The following is a 19231-nucleotide window of genomic DNA, read 5'->3' on the forward strand; positions in this document are numbered from 1 at the left end:
CGCACGGGTCGCGTCCAAGTCAGGCGAGCAGTACCTCCGCCGCCTTCGTGCGCTGGGAGTGGCCCGGATCGACGTTGAGGAAGCCCGACAGCGCCGGGTTGACGGGCTGCAGCGGGTCCTGCGCCGTACCCGCATCGAGCATCGCCTGGAGTTCGACGGCCGTGGGCTGCATCGTGTCGACGATGAAGCGCACGCCGCCGCGCTGGGGATGCGTCGGTGTCGGTGTCGGCGTTGGCGTCAGAGTTGGCTTCGGATTCGGTGTCGGGTTGGGCGTTGTCGTCGACTTGGGTATCGGTGTCGGAGTGAACGTCAGGGTGGGGGACGGAGTCGGCACCGGCGTGGTCGTCTGCGAAGGAGTGGGCGTCGGTGTGGGTGTAGGAGCCGGCTGCTGCGGCTTCTTGTTCTTCTCGTGCATCGACCATTCCTCGGCCGCCACCCGTGCGGCGACGGCCACGCCCAGCAGAACCAGCGGCGCCGCGCCGCGGCGGATCCAGCCGTGCGAGGTCTCGGTCGGATTCGTCCTGGCCTCTCCGAGCGGGGCGTTGAAGTAGTTGGTCAGGCGCGAGTGGTAGACCATCGGTCCCATCTGCCGGTTCGAGCGGTATTCGTCGATGTAGTCCTTCTGCGTGCCGCGGAAGATGCCTATGTCGCTCGCCACCTTCATCAACTGCGGTGTCGCGAGGTCCCATTGGCCGGCGCGGATGTACATGTAGGCCTGGATGCTGTCGGAGATCGTCAGGCCGATCGTTCCGCTGGAGTCGCCCCACGACGAGAACTGCGCCAGGCGCTGCGTGAAGGTGCGCTTGACCATCGGGCCGCCGTCGGGTGCCACGCCGTCGTGCGTGACGGCCTTCGGGTTGCCCAGGCCGATGAGGGCGCGCCTGAACCACGAGTAGCCGTTGGTTGCCTTGTAGACCGGCAGCGGATTGCCGTCCTTGTCGAGCGGCGCCGTGGTGGCCTTGGGCGGCGGCGTCTCGCCGGCCTTGGGGGCCGGGGCCTCGGTCGATCCGCGCTCGCTCATGACGTGCCCGCCGCGCGCCTGCGCGATCGATGCATAGCGGTTCGCCACGCTGGCGCCGAGGCCGGTGGCGTTGCCCACCGCATAGTGCAGGCTGCCCTCGTTGCTGATCCACTGGCGCACGCCGTCGAGCGTGGTGATGTCCCAGGTCCACTGGTGGCTCGGCGCGTCGAAGAAGGGGTTCAGGTACAGCCGCGTGCCCGCCGAGTGGCTCAGCCCGAAGCTCAGCACGCGCGCGCCGAACAGCGCGCGGCCCACCGGCGAGTTCGGCGAGGTGAGCTTGCCGGGGCTCTGGTCCAGCACGGCGCGCGAGCGTTCGTCCGACGGGTTGGCGCGCAGCGTTTCCGTGGCCATCGCGATGGTCTGGCGGTCGGCCTTCGGAATGCCGCGGAATGCGCCGCGGGCGCCCGTGGTCTGGCGCGCGACGGTGTCGAGCGGAATGCCCTCCAGCGTCTTGAGCGCGGCGTTGACGTCACCGCTCTTGTTCGCCATGGTCTGCACAGCCTCGCGGTAGCGCGCGCGGTCCGCGCCCGGCACGTTGCGCAGCAGGCGCCCGCGCACGAATCCCGCATGCTGGGTGCCGCGTCCCACTTCCGGTGCGGTCATCAGCAGCGCCGCGGCCTGGGTGTCGCGGGGGTTTGCGTTGAATGCCTTCAGCGCCTGGGCGTAGTCGTTGCGAAGCGCCGGCGGTATCCGGTTCAGCCAGCCGCGCTTGCCGATCACCGGGCGAGCGCTGCGCTCGATCGCGCCCTTGTAGAGCGTGTCGAGGGCGGTTGTGCTGTCGGGGTTCCTCGACAGGATCCTGAGCGCCTTGGCATAGTCGTGGCGGCCCTCGATGCCGCGCCGCGCCGCGTGCCAGCTGTCGAGCTGGCTCTTGAGCTGGAACAGCGAGGCCTCGCGCTTGGCCGGATCGGCGATGTTGCCGATCAGCGCGAAGGTGTCCTGGTCCTTTGGGTTGAGGTACTTCTGCAGCCGGATCTTGCCGCCCTGCTTCAGGCCCGCGATGCTGCCGCGGTAGAAGAAGGCTTCGTAGGCGTAGCGAAGGAACACGGCGCGCGCACCGACGTAGCCGCCGAGCGAAGCGCCGGCGACGCCGAGCGCCGGGTTGGTCATGTGCAGGCCCAGTGCCGCGCCGCCGAAGCGCACGGCGCCATAGAAGGCCGCGCCGGTGCCGACCATGTAGCCGACCGACTTGAGGAAGATCTTCCTCTTCTGCGCCGGCGTCATCACCTGATCGTTCTGCTCCATCGTCTTGTGCGGATCGACGAAGACCTCGCCGGGCTTCGGCGCATGCGCGGCCTGGCGGTTGCTGATGCTGACGGGGTGTATCGCGCCGTCGGGGCGCACGCCCACGATGCCGTCGACCTGCGCCTGGGTGAAGCGTCCGGTGGCCGCGACCTGGGCCATCTCGGTTTTCGGGCCGATCAGCCGCACCACGCCCACGAGGCCGCTGCCTTCGGCGTTCGCATGCGCGGCCGCCGCCGCGCGCGCGGTCTCGAAGCTGGAGTACACGTGCGATCGGTCGAGCAGCGAGAAGGTGGCGTCGGGCGCGCCCTGGTTGAGGCCTGCCGCGTCCCGGGCCAGCACGTAGCGCCCGCCGACGTAGTCCGGCGCACCGATGAAGGAGGGCGCCTGGCCGCGTGCCCATTGCATGAAGCGCGTGCGCAGCGGAACGTCGCGCGCGGCATGGCCGTCAGGCGAGCCGGCGCTTGCGAGGTAGTGCGTCTGCTCGACGTCCTCGGGCGTGGCCGGGGCCTTGCTTGCCTGGAGTTCTCGCATCGTGGCCGGGCCCGCGTAGGCGGGGCGCGGCTTGGTGTAGTCGCTGCCCCCTTCGAGCAGCGCGTCCATGTCGGGCTCGACCATCGCGAGGCCGGTGGACTCGCCTGCCTGGTGATTGGCCGCCGCCGTGCTCGGTGCTGCCGGCGCGGTTGCGCCTTCGCGCCATGCGGCCGAGCGCACGTTCGGAATGCCGATGGGCATCGGCTTCCCGTTCGCACCGACGTGCACCGAACCCATGATCTCCTCGGGCGTCGCGCGGCCGCGCTTCGTCAGCGGCGCCATGGTGCCGTCGGGATGGATGCGGTACACCCACGCGCCGCCCTTCTGCTGCGCCGCGGCGGAGGCCTCGGCGAAGGTCCCGAAGGTGTTGTTGCGCTTGGCGCGCACGCCGGTGCCGCCGTACATGGTTTCGCCCGGCGCCATCGGATGGACGGCGAAGCGCACGTTCGAACCCGCGGCGGGGTCCTCGGTGATGCGGGCCGTCACCGCGGCCTCGTCGGGCGAGGGCTGCAGCGGCCGCAGCCCCGAGCCGGGCTCGCTCGCGCGCTGGTGGAACGCGACGAGCCTGTCGCCGCGCAGCGCGATCTGCAGCCAGCTGCGCCCGTTGCCGAGCGTGGTCGGCGGCAGGGGAGCGCCGTGCGCATCCACGCCGGTGGCGGCGGGGTCCCTTGGCTGGCCGGCCGTCTTGACGGAGGGCGTGTCGGTGTCGCCGCGGCCGGTGCCGGCGGTGCGCGGCAGCTCGGGCGCGATCGGTCTTGTCGCGCGCGGGGGCTCCGGCATGGCGGATGCGGCGCGGGGCGCGGTGGGTTGCGCACCGGCCGGCTCGATCGACAGGCCCGGCCGAAAGCGCGCGTAGACCGGGGTGCCCTGCACCGCGATGTCGTCGTAGACGGTACGCCCGTTCTCGCGGATTCCGACGATGGGCAGCGACTGCAGCGGCTCGGCCTTGAGTGCGCCACCGTTGTAGGAGCTGCCTTCGTTGCTCAGGGAGATGCGCCGGGTGTAGAGGGAGCCCGGCGCGTTCGCGTCGCGGTTGTTCATCATGACCGACTCGGTTGCCGCGTACACGTCGTGGCCGAGCAGCGTGGCCAGGCGCTGCGCCATCGGCACCGCGCCGTCTCCGCTGAGGCACGACAGCATCAGCACCGGCTGGCCGTGATAGTTCTCGTGCGCGACGATGGCTCGCGCCAACCCCTCGGCCGTGAGCGGATTGCCGCTCGCGTCGTTCATCATGCCTTCGAGCCCGTGGCCGTTGACCGCGAAGTAGCCCTCGGGAATGGGGACCGCCTCGCTGCCCGGCTTGCCGTCGCTGCGTACGGCGCGCTCGCCCGGCGCGAAGATCTCGAGGTCGGCCACGCGGCGGCGGAAGGCGTTGATGCCCATCTCGCTGCGGCCGGACTGCGTGTTGAGCAGGTCGACGCGCTGGCCGTTGGCGCTGGTGTAGATCAGCGGCCGGCCCGGCGCATAGCCCTCGGGGTAGGCGATGCGCAGGGCGGGCCTGCCCGGATGGGCGGTGACCTGCATGGCCTTCGCGGGGCCGCCTTGGGTGGTTTCGACCTTCACGGTGGCCATCACGGCCGAGGGTGGGACGCTGCCGTCCGGCGCGATGCTTGCCGCGTGCACGATCGCGATCTCGTCGCCCAGCGCGACGAAGCCCTCTGGCTGCACCGTCGCGAGCGCTTCGTCGAGGGTGGCGTAGTGAGCGGGCAGGACGCCGGAGAAGTCGCCGCTGTTTTCGCCCTGTGCATGGGCGCTGGCGCGCTGCGCGGCGCTGGGGCTGTCCGTGCCGGCAGGCAATCCGTCGCGATGCGCGGCGAAGACGAAGCCGTTGTCGTCAACGGTGCGCGGATAGACGTAGTAGCGCACGCCCTCGGCTTCGCCGCCGGCGGCGAACACGGTGAGCAGCGAATCCGACCAGTTCGTCGGACCGAGACGGCTGGTTGCCGGCAGCGGATAGCTCGTGGGCCCGCCGAGCTCGGGGTCCTGTGCCGGCTTGTAGACAGCGAAGCTGCCCTCGTCGCCCTTGGCGGGCGATGCCGGCGTGGACTTCACGCTCACCAGGTCCTTGGTGCCTGCGTTCTGCTTCAGCCCGATGCGTTGCGCCGAGCGCACGAAGGGGGCGTTGGCGCGCGGTGCGTCTTCCGCGGTGTTCGAGCCTGGGGCCGCGCGTTTCTCCTGGGGACTGCGTGCGCCCGTCGGTGCGCGCGCGGCTCCCGGGGCATCGGCGGTATCGCCCGCGCGTCGCACCGAGGCCATGACCGGGTTGAACGAGACATCGGTCACGATGGACGGCAGCGCCGCCGGACCGGCCACGTCGGCGGGCACCGTACGCGGCGTTGTCGGCCATGCGACGCTCATGCGCGGCGGCTCGCGGAACGGCGTGAGCGCGTCGGGCTTTGTCGTTGCGTCCGCCGGCCTGGCGGCACCGGCCGTATCGGCGGCATCGACCGCATCGACAGGCTTGGGCGACGCGGATTGCGCCGGTCGTCCGGGCACGGCCGCGTCGGTGGGCGTCGTGTTCCGCGCCTCGTCGCCCACCGTGCCGGCCGGCCGGTTCACGACCGCGGGCCGCGCGGTGTTCGTGGATGGCGGCTTGATCGCGTTGTGCACGCGCACGTAGCCCTTGGCGAAGATAGGCGAGGCAAAGCCCGCGGCGTTGACGCTGAGCATCATGATCTGCTGCTCGCGCTCGGCCGGGCTCATCTGGTCCCAGTTCTTCACCAGCGAGTGCACGCCTTCCCCGGTGGCGTAGGCGCTGCCGAGGCCGAGCGGCTTGGAGGCCATCGCCGCGGGCTTGCCCCAGGCCTGGGCAGTCTTCGCGTAGCGCGCGAAGTCGGCCGCGCGTGCCTGTGCCGTCACGGCGTCGCCGGCGGCTTCGGCGGCCGTGGCCGCCTTGGCGGCCCGGCCTGCGCGCAGCGCGGCCATGGTGGCGCGCGTGGAGGCGCCCACCACCGGCACGCTGACCGTCGAGAGACCGAGGTTCAGCCAGTCCATGCGCGCCTGCTCGCTGTTCGCCGGATTGATGCTCTGGCCGTGCGCGCTGAGCTTGTTCAGGTCTTCGACCGAGGTCGCGACGCCGTAGCCGGCCGCGAGCACGGTGAACGCGCCGGCCGCCAGCATGACGCCAGGCGCCGCGAGCGTGCCGAAGGAGCCCACCGTCAGCGCCACGCCGGCCACCAGGCCCACGCCGGCGACCACCATGTCCAGGTGGGTCGCGCGCCGGAAGGTCTCCCATCCGGTCTCGGTGCGCGCGTCGCCGGCGAAGAGCTTGACGTTGCCGTTCTGGTCGAGCGAGTAGCTGGCGTCCTCGGGCGTGACGAGCTTCACGCCCTCTACCGGCAGGCTGTTGTTGGCGCGGTAGTCCGTGAGGTTCTTGTAGGTCCAGGCCTGTTCGTCGACGAGCTTGGTCTCGCCCGGCTTGTCCTTGCTCTCGACCTTGAAGATCGCCGTCTTGATGATGCCGCCGTCGTCGCTGTCGAGGGCGTAGACGACGGGCAGCACGGTCACGTGCGCGTGCTCGCCGCCGACTTCCACCACCTTGTCGACCATCTTCGAGAGCAGGTCCTTCTGCGCGTCGCCGAGGTTGCCGAAGAGGCGCTGGTTCTGCCGGATGCGCTCGCTGTCGGCCGGCGTCGCGGCATCGAGCGAGCGGCTGGGGTTCCAGCCGAGCGCAAGGCCGATCTCGTTCTCGAGCTGCGTGCGGCTCTTCATCTCGATCGGGCCGCCGCCGTACTGCACGAACTGGTCGTTCATGATGGCCTGTGCCATCACCTGCGGGTTCTTCTCGAAAAGCCGGTAGAGCGCGCGCTTGTCCTCGCGCTGGTTGAACGGCAGGTTCTGGATGGTGAATTCCTGCTGCTGCGCGTAGGCGTTGTCGCGTGCGCCGGCGGCCTGGTAGCGCACGGCCGTGTCCGACTGGGTCTGCGCCGCCTGCAGCTTCTTCCATGTGTCGCTGCCGGTCTCGGCCAGGCCGGGGTTGGCACTCTTCCATTTCTCGTGCGCCGACTTCGCGGCTGCGAGATCGCGCGCCGCAGTGTCGGTGTGGAACTTGTTGACCGAGCTGAGCCAGTCCTTGCGCGCGGCGTCGGCCTTGTCGCGCGCATCGTCGGCGGTCTGCTGCGGCGAGGTGGCGTAGCACAGCTGTGCGCGGCCCGCGCGCTTGTCGGCTTCGATGCGCTGGCGCGCGTGGTTGGCCTCCTGCCAGGCGATCGCGGCATCGACTGCGAGCTGTTCGTTCTGGGCGATGGTGACGCGCGTCTTGGCGTCGTCGAGGTCGTTGCCCAGCGCGGTGCGGTCGCCGGTGCCTGCGTCGTAGTCGGCCTGTGCCTTGTCGCGTGCCTTGATCGCATCCGTGAGGTTCTGGTCCACCGTCTTCTTGCGCGGCGCGAGGTCGTCGCCGAAGTTCAGCGTGGGCGCGGGCTTGCCGTCGGGCCCGGGCGCCGGCTGTGCGCCGGGCTGCGGCGGCGCATCGGCCGCGGCCTGCGCAAGGCGTTTCTCGACGTCGGCGCGCGCACCGCGCGCCTTCGCCAGGTCGCCGTCGCCGAACTCGGAGGTCTTCCACCGCGCGGCCGTGGCGGGGTTCATCTTGTAGGTGCCGGCGCGCACCGAGAAGTCGACCATCTTGCCCTGGTCGGACTGCTGCCAGCCGAAGACCTTCGAGTCCTTCTTGATCGTGACGTTGTAGCCGCCGTTGCAGTCCGAGTGCACCTCGATGTCGTCGGGCGAGAGGCCGCGCGGCAGGCCCTCGGCGCTGACCTTGCCGTCGTCGCCGCGCTTGATGTTCCAGGTCGGGTCGTAGTTCTTCGGGTAGACGTCGCCTGTGGTCGACTTGTCGCCGTTCATGAACATCGTCAGCTGCGGCTTGGCGAAGGTCGTGCGGTCGTACTGGTAGCGAGCGGCATACCAGGCGCGTTCGGCGTCGATTAGGCCGAGCTGGGTCTCGATGTCGCGCTTGGAGAGATCGAGCGCGTCGAGTTCGTCGAGCGCCTTCTGCTGCTCGGCCCCGGTGGCCTTGCTGCCGGGCGCGGTGAGCGTCGTCACCTCCGCGGCCTTCTTGTCGTAGGCCTCCTTCGCCGCGGGCAACTGCGTCTCGCGCATCTTCTTCTCGTCGTCGGCCGAGAGCTTCGGCTTCGCGCCGTCGGCCAGGCGCTGGGCCTCGCGCGCCGCCACGCGCAGGTCATCCAGCTTGCCGCCGTCCACGGTCTTGCCCGCGGCCTGGTCGCGCTCGGCCGCGCGCAGGTCCTGCATGGCCTTCAGCGCCTTGGCGTCGGCCTGCGCGGCGCGCTGCTGCTCGAGCGCCCGGCCCAGGTCCTGCGGCCTGGCGTTGGCGACGGCGTTGTTGGCGTCGGTCAGCCCCCGGTTGATCTTGTCCGCGCGATCGAGATAGCCGGCCTCGTCGAGCTTGGCGCGGCTGCCGTCGGCGCCGCCGAAGAGGTCGTCCTTGACGGCGTTCAGCGTGGTCGTGGTCTGGTCGCCGCGGGCCTTGGCGGCATCCTGTTTTTCGTTCGCGGCGTACAGCGCGGCGGTCAGCGGATCGAGCTCGGTCTTCTTGTCGCCGTCGACGTAGAAGTACTTGCCGTCGATGTTCTTGACCTTCTTGCCTTCCTCGCTGCCGGGCTTGGCCCAGAACGCGGGGTCGTAGCCGTCGGGATCGATGTTCCGCGTTGTGGTCTTGTCACCGTCGTGCTCGGTCACGGTGACGCGGGCGGGGCGCTGCAGCGATGCCGCGCTCCATGCGCTCTCGGCGTCGGTCTTGGCATTCTCGGCGTCGCTGGCCCCGAGCTTGGCGTCGAGGTCGTCGCTCAGCGCGTGCATGTAGCGCTGGCCCTGCTGCGCATCGCGCAGGGCGGCGTCGGCCTTCTGGATCTCCTTGGCATCGCCGCCGGCCACCGCCTGGTCGTACTTGAAGCTCAGCTCCTTGACCTCGGCGTCGGCGACGCGCGCGTTGTAGTCGGCATCGACCGTGCCGAGGGTGTTCGTCTTGGGGTTCTGCGGGTCCGACGGATCGGTGGTGCCGAAAGCCTTCTCGGCGCTCTGGAGTTCGGACTTGGCGCGGTTGGCCACGGCCCGCAGGCGCTCGGCTTCGGCCTTCGCGTTCTGCTGCGCGGTGATGATCGTGTCGTTGCCGCCGCCGCCGGTGCCGAAGCTGGCGGCGTATTTCTCGGCCTTGGTCGCGGCGGCGTCGGCGTCCTGTGCGCGGCTGCGCGCGTCGGCCACGTGCGCCTTGCCGGCCTGGCCGGCGTCGTATTGCTCGCCGCGCAACTGCCGCACCTCGGGCGAGTCCGCGCGCACGCCGTCGCGCGCCTTGTCGATGTACTCGCCGATGCTCTTCGGGTCGAACACGCCGCCCTTGTCGAGCGCGTCGTGGGCGTCGGCCGCCACCTTGTCGATCGCGTCGTTCGGGTCCTTGCCTTCGGCGATCGCCTTGAGGCTGGCCTTGCGCATGTCCTGCTCGGCGGCCTGCAGCCAGTCCGTCATGGCGGTGTCGACGGCGGCCTTCTGTTCCTTGGTGCCGTCGCCGCCGTTCGCCTGCGCCTTGAACACCGGCTTGGCAGCGGTTTGCGCCTTCTCGAGCAGGTCCTGCGTGCCCGGGCTGGTCGCGGGGGCCTGGCCCTTGGGCTGGTTGGCCGGCGGCTCGAAGATGGCGTTCATCTTCTGCGCCGCGTCGACCTCGCCCTGCGCGGCGCGCGTGGCTTCCGACGGATTGTTGTCCGCGCGGCGCTGCTGGATGTCGTCGAGCTTGGCATCGGCGAGCGTGGACTGCTTCTGCTTGAGGTTGCTCGCCGCTTCCTGCTTGAGCGCATCGCGCTCGGCCGCGTCGCTGGCACTGCGCGCCTTGGTGGCTTCCTGCTGGTCGGCCTCGGCCTTGCTTTTCTCGGCCTTGGCCTCGGCGGCTTCCGCGGCCTTGCGCGCTTCCTCCGCCTTGCGGCGTGCCGCTTCGGCTTGCTTGCGCGCTTCCTCGGCCTGCCGACGTGCCTCCTCGGCCGCGCGCTTCGCCGCGGCTTCCGCCTGGCGCCGCAGTTCTTCGGCAGCCCTGGCGGCCGCCAATGCCTCCATCGCTGCCTGTGCGGCGGATTGCGTTCCCGACCCATCGCTGCTGACTGCTAGAACCATAAGACCCCGGATGAAGTTGCAGATTGAAAGAAGGGCGCGCGGAACTGCCCGGCCGGCTCCGATGCCGCGCGAACTCTAAGTGGCATACCCGCGCGCGGGCAACAACGAGTTCTCGTAGACGGGCGCGCGCCAATGCGTGGATTCGAGGGGCTGCGCGATGCGCGCGGCAGCCGAAGAGTCATGCGCCGTCGCGAGCTCATCGATACGACAGCACGAGCCCGTGCACCAGTCGCGTCCAGCCGTCGAGCATCACGAACAGGAGCAGCTTGAAGGGCAGGGAGATGGTGGTGGGCGAGATCATCGACATGCCCAGTGCCAGCAGCACCGTGGCGACGATCAGGTCGACCACCACGAACACCAGGTAGATGATGAAGCCGATCTGGAACGCTCGCGTGAGCTCGCTGAGCGTGAAGCTCGGCACCAGCACCATGAAGTCGTCGTCCTTCAGTTGCTCGGCGCGTGCCTTCGGCCAGATGTTGGCGGCCGACTTCAGGAAGAACTGCCGCTCGCGCTCGTGCGTGTGCTTCTGCAGGAACTCCTTGACCGGTGCCTTGGCCGCGTCGATGACGGCCATGATGTCGCCGAGTCCTTCGCCTTTGGCGCCGAAGCTGCGGCTGCGCAGCGTGTCGCCGATGTCCATGCCCACCGGCGCCATGATGTAGACCGACAGGATGATCGCGATGCCGTTGAGCACCATGTTGGGTGGCGTCTGCTGCAGGCCCAGCGCGGTGCGCAGGAGGCCGAACACGATGACCAGCTTGGTGTAGCTCGTCACCATCAGCGCCACGAACGGCGCGATGCCGAAGGCGACGATGAGCGCGACCAGCGTGAGGGGTTCGGGAAGTCCGCCTTGCATGGGTATGGACCGCTTGAGGGGCGGCCTCTCAGACTTCGCCCGGCGCGAATTCCGACACGCGCACGCCCAGTCGGTCGCCCACCGCGACCAGATAGCCCTTGCCCAGCACGTTGCCGTGCGCAAGGATGCGCACCGGGCTGCGATTGAGCGGCTGGCCCAGGTCGAAGACGTGGCCTGCGCGGATGCTCCGGAGTTCGCCCAGCGACACGGAGAGGTCGCCGACCTCGAAGCGCAGCGTGACCTCCAGCGCGTCGAGCCGGTCGATCGGCAGGTTGGCGTTGTCCGCGACGTCGGTCGCGAGGGCGGGTGTGTCTGGCTTCATGGCACTGTCTCTCGATTGCTGAACGGTGATGCGCGAGCCTTCGGCAAAGGCGGAAAGATGCCGCCCCGCGGGGCCTCCGAGTTCCGCCGTGACCACGATGGCGGCTCCAGAAGAACTCCATTGCTCGATGCCGACGATGTCGCCGGGCCGGATGCTGCCCACCTCGCCCAGGCGGATCGGCGTGCTGCCGAGGCGAAAGCTCACGGGCAGGCGCAGCGCGTCGAAGGCATTGGCGGCGTGGGCGTTGTGGCGCGGGCCGGAGCCCGCGGGCACCAGCGCGTCGAGCGTGGATGAATCCTCGAACTGCACGAAGCCGTGCAGCACGGCGCTGCCTTCCAGCGGCATGGCGACGAAGAAGGCCGCGCGTTCCGGATCGCAGTGAAGCGGCACCGCCTGCGGGCTGCGCTCGCGGGCCTCGCGCGCTTCCGCTTCGGAAGGCTGCCATTCGAAATGAAGCCGCAGCGCCTTCTCGAGCGCATCGACCAGTGGATGCAGCGCATCGGCAAGCAGGATGTAGCGAAGGTCGCGCGGCAGCAGGTCGATGCGGCGTTCGCCCAGCAACGCCTGGAGGCTGGGCGCATCCATCGAGAGATGACCGATGTGCGCGCCGAGCCTGAAGCGGAAGCTCTCGCGCGCGGTGCGGCCGGAGGCCGGGTCGTGGTGCCAGCGGATGCGGTAGCGCGCGCCGCGCGCGGCCGCCATGTCGGGCAGCGGCGCGGCGCCGTAGAGGCGATTGAGCGCGCGCACATTGGCTGCATCGGCACGCGGCAATGCGCGGGCTTCGCCGAGCTCAGTCACTGCGTCGGCGCCTGCGTCAGGCATGCGTGCTTTCGGTCGGTATGCGGATGCTGGCGGCTGTGCTTCTTGTCACCTTCTTCATGCCTCGGAGCAACGCGAGACGGCTCGCATCGGGACCGGCAGCTTAGCCAGACGCATTGCGCGAAGGTAGTCCGCAAACACGTAGTGCCGTGCGCGCCACACGCGGCGAGCGTTTACGAAAACTCGTGGTTGCCGTGAATGGATGGCGGCGCATAGAGTCCGTCGCGACGCGAATCCCCGCGATCGACAACGAAGCGATGCAATGCAATCGGCATCGCACGGCACTTCGGAACACCCGCAAGAAGAAAAGACACCATGGCGAGTTCTCCGCGACCCTTCCCTGCCTACAGCGGCGGCGTGCGCGACCTGCTGGGCAATGCGGGCCGCTACAACGACCTGCTGCTCGCGGGACTGCTGGTGGTGATCGTCGCGCTGTTCGTGTTGCCGCTGCCCACGCCGTTGCTCGACCTGCTGATCGCGAGCAACCTCGCCATCAGCCTGGTGCTGCTGATCGTGGCGATGTACGTGCCTTCGGCGCTTTCGCTTTCGACCTTTCCGTCGCTGCTGCTGTTCACCACGCTGTTCCGCCTCGCGCTGAACATCGCGTCGACCAAGCTGATCCTGCTGCATGCGCACGCGGGCCACATCATCGACACCTTCGGCAAGCTGATCGTCGGCAACAACGTGGTGGTCGGCGGCGTGGTGTTCCTGATCATCGCGATCGTGCAGTTCATCGTGATCGCGAAAGGCTCCGAGCGGGTGGCCGAGGTGGCCGCGCGGTTCGCGCTCGATGCGATGCCGGGCAAGCAGATGAGCATCGACGCCGACGTGCGCGCCGGCGTGCTGTCGTCCGCGCAGGCGCAGAAGCGCCGCCAGATGCTGGAGCAGGAGTGTCAGCTCCACGGAGCCATGGACGGCGCGATGAAGTTCGTCAAGGGCGACGCGATCGCGAGCATCGTGATCGCGCTGGTCAACATCCTCGCTGGCATCGCGATCGGCACGATGATGCACGAGATGAGCCTGGGCGGCGCGCTGCAGCGCTACGCGATCCTCACGGTGGGCGACGGCATGGTCTCGCAGATCCCGTCGCTGCTGGTGTCGATCGCGGCCGGCATCGTCATCACGCGCGTGAGCACCGGCGAGCGCCGCGACACGCAGCTCGCGAACCAGATCGGGCAGCAGCTGATGGCGCACCCGCGCGCGCTGATCATCGCGGGCCTCGCGGTCGCGAGCTTCCTGGTCGTGCCGGGTTTTCCGAAGTGGGTGTTCGGCCTGCTGGCAGCGGTGCTGCTGGGTCTGGGTTTCGCCGTGCGCATGCGGCGCCAGAAGAACCAGACGCCGGGCTGGATCTCGCACCGCGAGGGCGCCGACCAGGAGGACACCGACGGCGACCACGCGATCGCAGCGCCGCTGGCGGTGCGGCTGTCGAGCGGCCTGCGCGGCGGCATCGACCGTCATGCGCTCGACCTGCAACTGGCCCGGGTCAAGACTTCGGTCGAGTCCGATCTCGGTCCCGTGTTCCCGCGTTTGCAGCTCGCGTACGCGGACGGCCTTGCCGAGCACGGCTACCAGGTTCTGGTGCACGACGTCGCCGTGACCGAGGGCACGCTCCGGCCCGGGTGGCTGATGCTCGATCCGGCAGAAGCGGCCGCACCGCCGGCCGGTGCCGAGGTGGCCGAGCCTTTCGGTCCCTTCGCGCGGGTGGTCTGGGTGCCGGGCGAGGCTGCAGGCTTCAAGGCCTGGGACAACGAGGAGGTGGTGGGCCTGCATCTGGACCATGCGGTGCGCGGCAACGTTCGCGAGCTCATCGGCCTGCAGGAGGTGCAGCGCCTGCTGCATTCGGTGCAGCGCGATGCGCCCGAGCTCGCGGCCGAGGTGTCGCGCGTGGCCTCGAGCCAGCGCATCGCCGAGGTGCTGCGCCGGCTGCTGCAGGAAGGCATCCCGATCCGCAACCTGCATGCGATCTTCGAATGCCTCGCGACCTGGGCGCCGAAGGAGCAGGACGCCATCGCGCTGACCGAGCTGGTGCGCATCGACCTGGGGCGCTACATCACCAGCCGCTACGTGGGGCCTAACCGGCAGCTCGAGGCCATCCTTTTCGAGTCGAGCCTGCTGGAGCGCGTCCAGAACGCGATCGAGCGCTCGCCCCGCGGCAACCTGCTGCTGCTGAGCCCGGCGGTCACGCAGGACATCCGCGAGCAGGTGCGCCGCATCCTCGGGTCGGCCGCGACGCGCGTGGTGGCCATCGCCTCATCGGACGTGCGCCGCTACATCAAGACGCTGATCGAGCCGGTGGCCCCGCTGCTGCCGGTGCTGTCCTACCAGGAAGTCGACGAAGACGTGGCCCTGCAGCCGGTGGGCTGGGTCACCAATCCGCAAGCCCACTGATGAACTTTTCACAGCCTTCGAAGGCGCACCGCAAGAACAACGCAATGACTCCGCAGAACATCCTGGACATCACGCGCGAGGGCCTGCTCCTCGTGCTGTGGATCTCGCTGCCGGTGGTGGCTGTGGCGACGCTCACGGCCCTCGTGGTGGCGGTGCTGCAGGCCGTGACGCAGGTGCAGGACCAGAGCATCGGCCAGTCCATCCGGATGATCGCGGTGATGGTCGCGATCATCGCCACCGCGGGCTGGATGGGGCGCGACGTGATGCGCTTCGCCGAGCGCGCGATCCAGGCATTGAGTTCGCTGCCGTGAGGAACTTCTTCGACATGCCCGCACCGCGCCTGAAAACCTTCAGCCTGCGCAGCCTCGTGCTGTGGGGTTACGCCGCCCTCGCACTGCTGGCCGTGCAGCCGCCGGCGCGCGCGGCCGAGCTGCGCTGGAGCAACCGGCCGTTCCAGATCGTCGCCAACGAGAAGCCGCTGGCCGACTTCCTGCGCGAGCTGGCGTCTTCGCAGAACGTCACGGCGGTGATCGACACCAAGGTGGCCGGCGTCATCAGCGGCAAGTTCGCCGGCTCCGCGCTGGCCACGCTCAACAGCGTGTGCGCGGTCAACGGGCTGACCTGGTACTTCGACGGCGCCTTCCTGTTCATCGACCTGGCCGCCGACGCGAAGAGCGAGGTGCTGCCCATCGCGGCAGAGAACGCAGGGCGCATCGCCGAGACGCTGGTGCGCCTGCACATCTCCGACGAGCGCTATCCGCTGAGCATCAGCGAGCGCGACGCCAGCGTGTACGTGACCGGGCCGCGCCGCTACGTCGAGATGGTGCGCCAGGCGGTGAAGCTGGCCGACCAGAAGAGCGCGATGGCCGAGGGCGCCGAGATCAGGCTGTTTCCGCTCAAGTACGCGTGGGCGTCGGATTTCCGGATCAACCGCTCAGGCAAGGAGACCGTCATTCCCGGTGTGGCCAACGTCCTGCGCAGCCTCTATGGCCGCGCCAGCGGGAATGCCCCGTCGGGCGGCGGCGGCGCGCGGGGCATGAGCGGCGGCATGTCGCTCGGGCCGAACCGGCAGATCAAGCTGCGCAGCGGCGAGACCATCAACGCCCCCAAGGTCGAGATCGCCGGGGGCGGCGGCGGAGATGCCATCGCACCGGGCGGCGTCTCGGGCATCGCGGGCGGCGAGCTGCCCCAGTTCCAGGCCGACACGCGCATGAACGCGGTGCTGGTGCGGGACATGCCCGACAAGATGGCGCAGTACGCGAAGCTGATCGAGTCGATGGACGTGCGCCCGCGGCTGGTCGAGATCGAAGTGACCATCATGGACATCAGCTCCGACACGCTCAACAGCCTGGGCATCGACTGGCGCCTGCATGGCCGGCACGCCGACTTCCAGACGGGCCGCGGCGACCGCGGGCAGCTGACCTGGGGCGGCACGGGCAGCGAGGCCGGGCAGATCGGAAGCTCCGACGGTTCGGGCAATCCGCTCACGCCGCTGGGCGGCATGTTCACCGCCGCCATCGGCAACAGCGCGCGCAACTACCTGCTGGCCCGCGTGACCGCGCTGGCCACCAACGGCAACGCGAACTTCGTGGCGCGCCCCAAGGTGATGACGCTGGACAACACCGAAGCCGTGCTGGAGAACCTCAGCGAGTTTTACGTGCGGGTGGACGGCTTCCAGGACGCGGGCCTGTTCAGCATCACGGCCGGCACCGCCGTGCGGGTGACGCCGCTGGTTATCGACGAGAAGGCCTCCCGCGGCGTGATGATGTCCATCGACATCGTCGACGGCGACCTCAGCCCGATGTCGGTCGACAAGATCCCGATCGTGCGGCGCCGCACCGTCAACACGCAGGCGCTGGTGGAGGAGGGCGCGAGCCTGCTGATCGCGGGCTACTCGTCGGAAGAGAGGAGCAATGCCGTCACGGGCGTGCCGCTGCTCAAGGACATTCCGGGCGTCGGCGGACTCTTCCGCTCGACCGAGAAGAAGCAGTCGAACATGGAGCGTTTCTACCTGCTGACGCCGCGCCTGGTGCTGCCCGGCGCCACGGCGAACGTGCCGACGCTGCCCTTGCCGGAAGTGGGAGGTTGAACGTGCGCGACCAGGACGACGACATCTCCCTCGACGGCGAAGAGCAGGCCGCGGCCGGCCCGGCTCCGGCGGCGCTCGGCGACGGCTGGTGCCTGCGCTTCCTCAGCGGCGCGGTGAAGGGGCGGACCATCGCGCTCAAGCCCGGCCTCAACGTGCTGGGTTCGGGCGGCGACTGCGAAGTGATGCTGCCCGGCGGCGACGTGCTGCCGCGCCATCTGGCGTTCACCGTCGGCGAACTGGTGGTGTCGATGCAGCGCCTGGGAGCGGCCTCGGCGCGGCTCAACGGCGAGGATATGCGGCAGCCGCGCAGGAGCGTGGTGGCGGGCGATGTCGTGAGCCTGGGGCAGATCGACTTCCAGCTCGACCGCAGCTATGCGACCCGCGTGCGCGAGGACCGCATGTTCGCTCCGGACCATGTGGCGCAGCCCGATGCGCTCGCACAGGCGAGCCCGTCGTCGGCCCGATCGCGGCGCCTGGGCTACTGGGCGGGCGGCGTGATGGCGATGCTGGCGCTCGTCGGCCTGGCCGCCGTGTCGCTCGGCGATGCGGGCGCCAGTTCGCGGCGCACCGCCCGCGTGGACCTGGCGGCGGTGGAGAAGGCGCTCGTGCCGTTCCCCGAGGTGGAAGTAGTGGCCGCGCAGGGCGGCCGGCTCGGCGTGAAGGGCTATGTCGAGTCGAGGCAGCGCCGCGAGGCCCTGCAGCAGGCGATGGAGCCCTTCGGCAGCCAGGTCAGCGTCAACGTGCATTCCGCCGAGGACATGGTCGAGCAGGCGCGTCGCTACGTCGGCGACCCCGGCGTGGCGGTCACCTACACCGGCCAGGGCCGCCTGGTGCTCACCGGCACCGTGGAAGACGCGGCCGTGCGGCAGAAGATCCGCAGGCTCAGCGAAGACCTGCATCCGTCGGTGCTGGTCTCCGACAAGGTCCAGTACCGCGAGAAGCCCGCCGCCGAGCCCAAGGAGACCGACCTGCGCACGCAGTGGGACGGCTGGCAGAGCGTGCTGCCGGCGCGCATGGTGAGCATCACCGAGGACGGCAACGGCCTGCGCCACATCCAGCTGTCCAACGGCAGCAGGTACTACGAAGGCTCGGTGCTGCGCTCCGGCGCGGAACTCAAGCGCATCGACGCCGATGGGCTGGTCCTGAGCGGCGGCGTGCCCGACAGCGGCAACAACAACAGGCGCGGGAGGTGAGGCATGGCCATCGGCAAGGTCCTCCTCGCGCGCACTCCGGATTTCATGCGGCGCCGCATCCGTGCGCCGCGTGGAATGGCTCCGCCCCGCCGGGACGGAGCGCTTCAACCCTCGTAAATCATCCTTTCTTGACCAGGAGATACACATGGCAGGCGCAGTTGACAGCTCTATCCAGCAGATGAACCAGGCCGCGGCGGACAACGCCAGGCTGATGTCGGCCAGCATGGCCGCCTCCACCAGCATCCAGGGCGCGGCCTCCACCGCGCACACGGTCAACGGTGCGAGCGCCGCCGGCGGCGAGGTGGCCAAGTCCACCGGCAACGACATCCGCCAGTCGGCCAAGTCCTCGTAAGCAGGTCCGCGCGATGCCCCCGGGGTGCATCGCGCGGCCCTTTTCCCCAAGGACCCCCGAAAGAGGTGAACCATGACCGATTCCACCGCGCTGGTCGCGGCAGGCGCGCAGCCGGCCGGCGTGTCCGGGCCCGCGGCGCCGCAGCAGTCCGCGGCCCCTTCGCGCCTCGATCCGGGCGAGACCCGGATGTTCGCCAACATGATGCAGGGCGTGCAGGCGCCGCCGTCCGCGGTGGCCGCGCCGAGTGCGCTGGGCGATGCCGCCAAGGCGCTCGCGTCCCAGCTCTCGGGCAACGTGCGCTCCTACGAGGAGATGCGCCGCAGCATGCTCGAGTCGATCGACATGTCCGACCCCATCAAGACCATGTTCGCGATGACCGACCACGCCATGGAGGCGCACATGATGTTCGCGAAGATGCACATTTCCACGGGCCTGGCGAGCGCCGCCACCAGCCTGTTCGGCACCCTGCTGAAGAACCAGCAGTGAGGACGCCGTGAAGCTGCTGTCGCGCACCCTTTCATTCATTCCGCGCCGCAGCCGCTGGCTCGCGGCGCTGGCCCTGCTGATGGCATTGGGCGGCTGCAAGGTCGGCCTGTATTCCAACCTCAACGAGCAGGAAGCCAACGAGATCGTCGCCGCGCTGTCGTCCGAAGGCATCGATGCGGCCAAGAGCCGCGTGGAGGGCAGCAACTGGCAGGTCGAGGTCGACGAAAGCCGCATGAGCGCCGCGCTCGACGTGCTGCGCGCCCAAGGCCTGCCTCACGAGCGCTTCGCCACCATGGGCGAGGTGTTCCAGAAGCAGGGGCTGGTGTCCACGCCCTCCGAGGAGCGCATGCGCTACATCTATGCGGTCTCACAGGAGCTGTCGCAGACGCTGCGCAACGTGGACGGCGTGGTGTCCGCGCGCGTGCACGTAGTGATCCCGGCCAACGATCCGCTCAGCGAGAAGACGCGGCCGTCGTCGGCCGCGGTGTTCATCAAGCACCGGCCGGACGTGGACATCCGCCTGCTGGCGCCGGCCGTGAAGGAGATGGTGGCGCACAGCATCGAGGGGCTGACGCACGACCAGGTGTCGCTGTCGCTGTTCGAGGCGCGCCGGCCGGCGGTGTCGGCGGCCGCCCTGGCAGGCGGCGCCAGGGAGCGCCCGATGGTGCTGGGCCTGTTCCCGGCCTCGACCGCGATGGTGCTGTTGGGCCTGCTGCTTGTGGCCGCCGTCTGCCTGATGGTGCTGCCGGTGCTGCTGCGCAGGCAGGGCGTCGACTGGCGCAACTGGGCGCGCCGCCAGGTGCTCAGGCGCTGACA

General features: G+C 69.6%; 10 protein-coding genes. 7 read left to right on the forward strand and 3 right to left on the reverse strand.

What is annotated here, in order from left to right; genetic code table 11:
• Window positions 1-19: 19 nt before the first annotated feature.
• From FHT32_RS20465 to sctQ, 3 genes are all read right to left on the reverse strand, one after another.
• Complete coding sequence (locus FHT32_RS20465) at window positions 20-9853, reverse strand: DUF4781 domain-containing protein (protein WP_176666421.1); 9834 nt, start codon at window positions 9851-9853, stop codon at window positions 20-22.
• A gap of 253 nt (window positions 9854-10106) precedes the next feature.
• Complete coding sequence (gene sctR, locus FHT32_RS20470) at window positions 10107-10766, reverse strand: type III secretion system export apparatus subunit SctR (RefSeq protein ID WP_125947233.1); 660 nt, start codon at window positions 10764-10766, stop codon at window positions 10107-10109.
• Between the two features lie 28 nt (window positions 10767-10794).
• A complete protein-coding gene (gene sctQ / locus FHT32_RS20475) occupies window positions 10795-11910 on the reverse strand; it encodes a type III secretion system cytoplasmic ring protein SctQ (RefSeq protein ID WP_176666422.1) in 1116 nt (371 codons plus the stop codon).
• 312 nt (window positions 11911-12222) lie between these two features.
• On the opposite strand from sctQ, the gene sctV reads away from it, so the two are divergent.
• The 7 genes from sctV to sctJ all read left to right on the forward strand — a co-directional run bounded on the left by sctV (window position 12223) and on the right by sctJ (window position 19229).
• Window positions 12223-14295, forward strand: coding sequence for a type III secretion system export apparatus subunit SctV (gene sctV, locus FHT32_RS20480; RefSeq protein ID WP_176666423.1), 2073 nt, complete (start codon window positions 12223-12225; stop codon window positions 14293-14295).
• Window positions 14296-14339: 44 nt separating this feature from the next.
• Window positions 14340-14606: a type III secretion system export apparatus subunit SctS gene (sctS, locus tag FHT32_RS20485; protein WP_093200459.1), complete on the forward strand. Its 267-nt coding sequence runs from the start codon at window positions 14340-14342 to the stop codon at window positions 14604-14606.
• A gap of 14 nt (window positions 14607-14620) precedes the next feature.
• Window positions 14621-16384 carry a type III secretion system outer membrane ring subunit SctC gene (gene sctC, locus FHT32_RS20490; protein WP_176666424.1) on the forward strand — a complete coding sequence of 588 codons (1764 nt, stop codon included), beginning with the start codon at window positions 14621-14623 and terminating at the stop codon, window positions 16382-16384.
• A gap of 2 nt (window positions 16385-16386) precedes the next feature.
• Window positions 16387-17577: an FHA domain-containing protein gene (locus FHT32_RS20495; RefSeq protein ID WP_371132210.1), complete on the forward strand. Its 1191-nt coding sequence runs from the start codon at window positions 16387-16389 to the stop codon at window positions 17575-17577.
• A 145-nt stretch (window positions 17578-17722) separates the two neighbouring features.
• Complete coding sequence (locus tag FHT32_RS20500; RefSeq protein WP_021004014.1) at window positions 17723-17929, forward strand: hypothetical protein; 207 nt, start codon at window positions 17723-17725, stop codon at window positions 17927-17929.
• Window positions 17930-18001: 72 nt separating this feature from the next.
• Window positions 18002-18415 carry a hypothetical protein gene (locus FHT32_RS20505; RefSeq protein WP_176666425.1) on the forward strand — a complete coding sequence of 138 codons (414 nt, stop codon included), beginning with the start codon at window positions 18002-18004 and terminating at the stop codon, window positions 18413-18415.
• A gap of 7 nt (window positions 18416-18422) precedes the next feature.
• On the forward strand, window positions 18423-19229 hold the full coding sequence (sctJ, locus tag FHT32_RS20510) for a type III secretion system inner membrane ring lipoprotein SctJ (protein WP_371132211.1): 807 nt from the start codon (window positions 18423-18425) through the stop codon (window positions 19227-19229).
• The last annotated feature ends 2 nt before the right edge of the window (window positions 19230-19231 follow it).

The organism is Variovorax sp. SG517 (assembly GCF_013376045.1).
Taxonomy (GTDB): domain Bacteria; phylum Pseudomonadota; class Gammaproteobacteria; order Burkholderiales; family Burkholderiaceae_C; genus Variovorax.

Bases quoted from the DNA above. Each gene is read 5' to 3' on its own strand.
- sctR (WP_125947233.1), bottom strand. From the start codon at position 10,766: ATGCAAGGCGGACTTCCCGAACCCCTCACGCTGGTCGCGCTCATCGTC.
- FHT32_RS20500 (WP_021004014.1), top strand. From the start codon at position 17,723: ATGGCAGGCGCAGTTGACAGCTCTATCCAGCAGATGAACCAGGCCGCG.
- sctV (WP_176666423.1), top strand. From the start codon at position 12,223: ATGGCGAGTTCTCCGCGACCCTTCCCTGCCTACAGCGGCGGCGTGCGC.
- sctC (WP_176666424.1), top strand. From the start codon at position 14,621: ATGCCCGCACCGCGCCTGAAAACCTTCAGCCTGCGCAGCCTCGTGCTG.
- FHT32_RS20465 (WP_176666421.1), bottom strand. From the start codon at position 9,853: ATGGAGGCATTGGCGGCCGCCAGGGCTGCCGAAGAACTGCGGCGCCAG.
- sctS (WP_093200459.1), top strand. From the start codon at position 14,340: ATGACTCCGCAGAACATCCTGGACATCACGCGCGAGGGCCTGCTCCTC.
- FHT32_RS20505 (WP_176666425.1), top strand. From the start codon at position 18,002: ATGACCGATTCCACCGCGCTGGTCGCGGCAGGCGCGCAGCCGGCCGGC.
- sctQ (WP_176666422.1), bottom strand. From the start codon at position 11,910: ATGCCTGACGCAGGCGCCGACGCAGTGACTGAGCTCGGCGAAGCCCGC.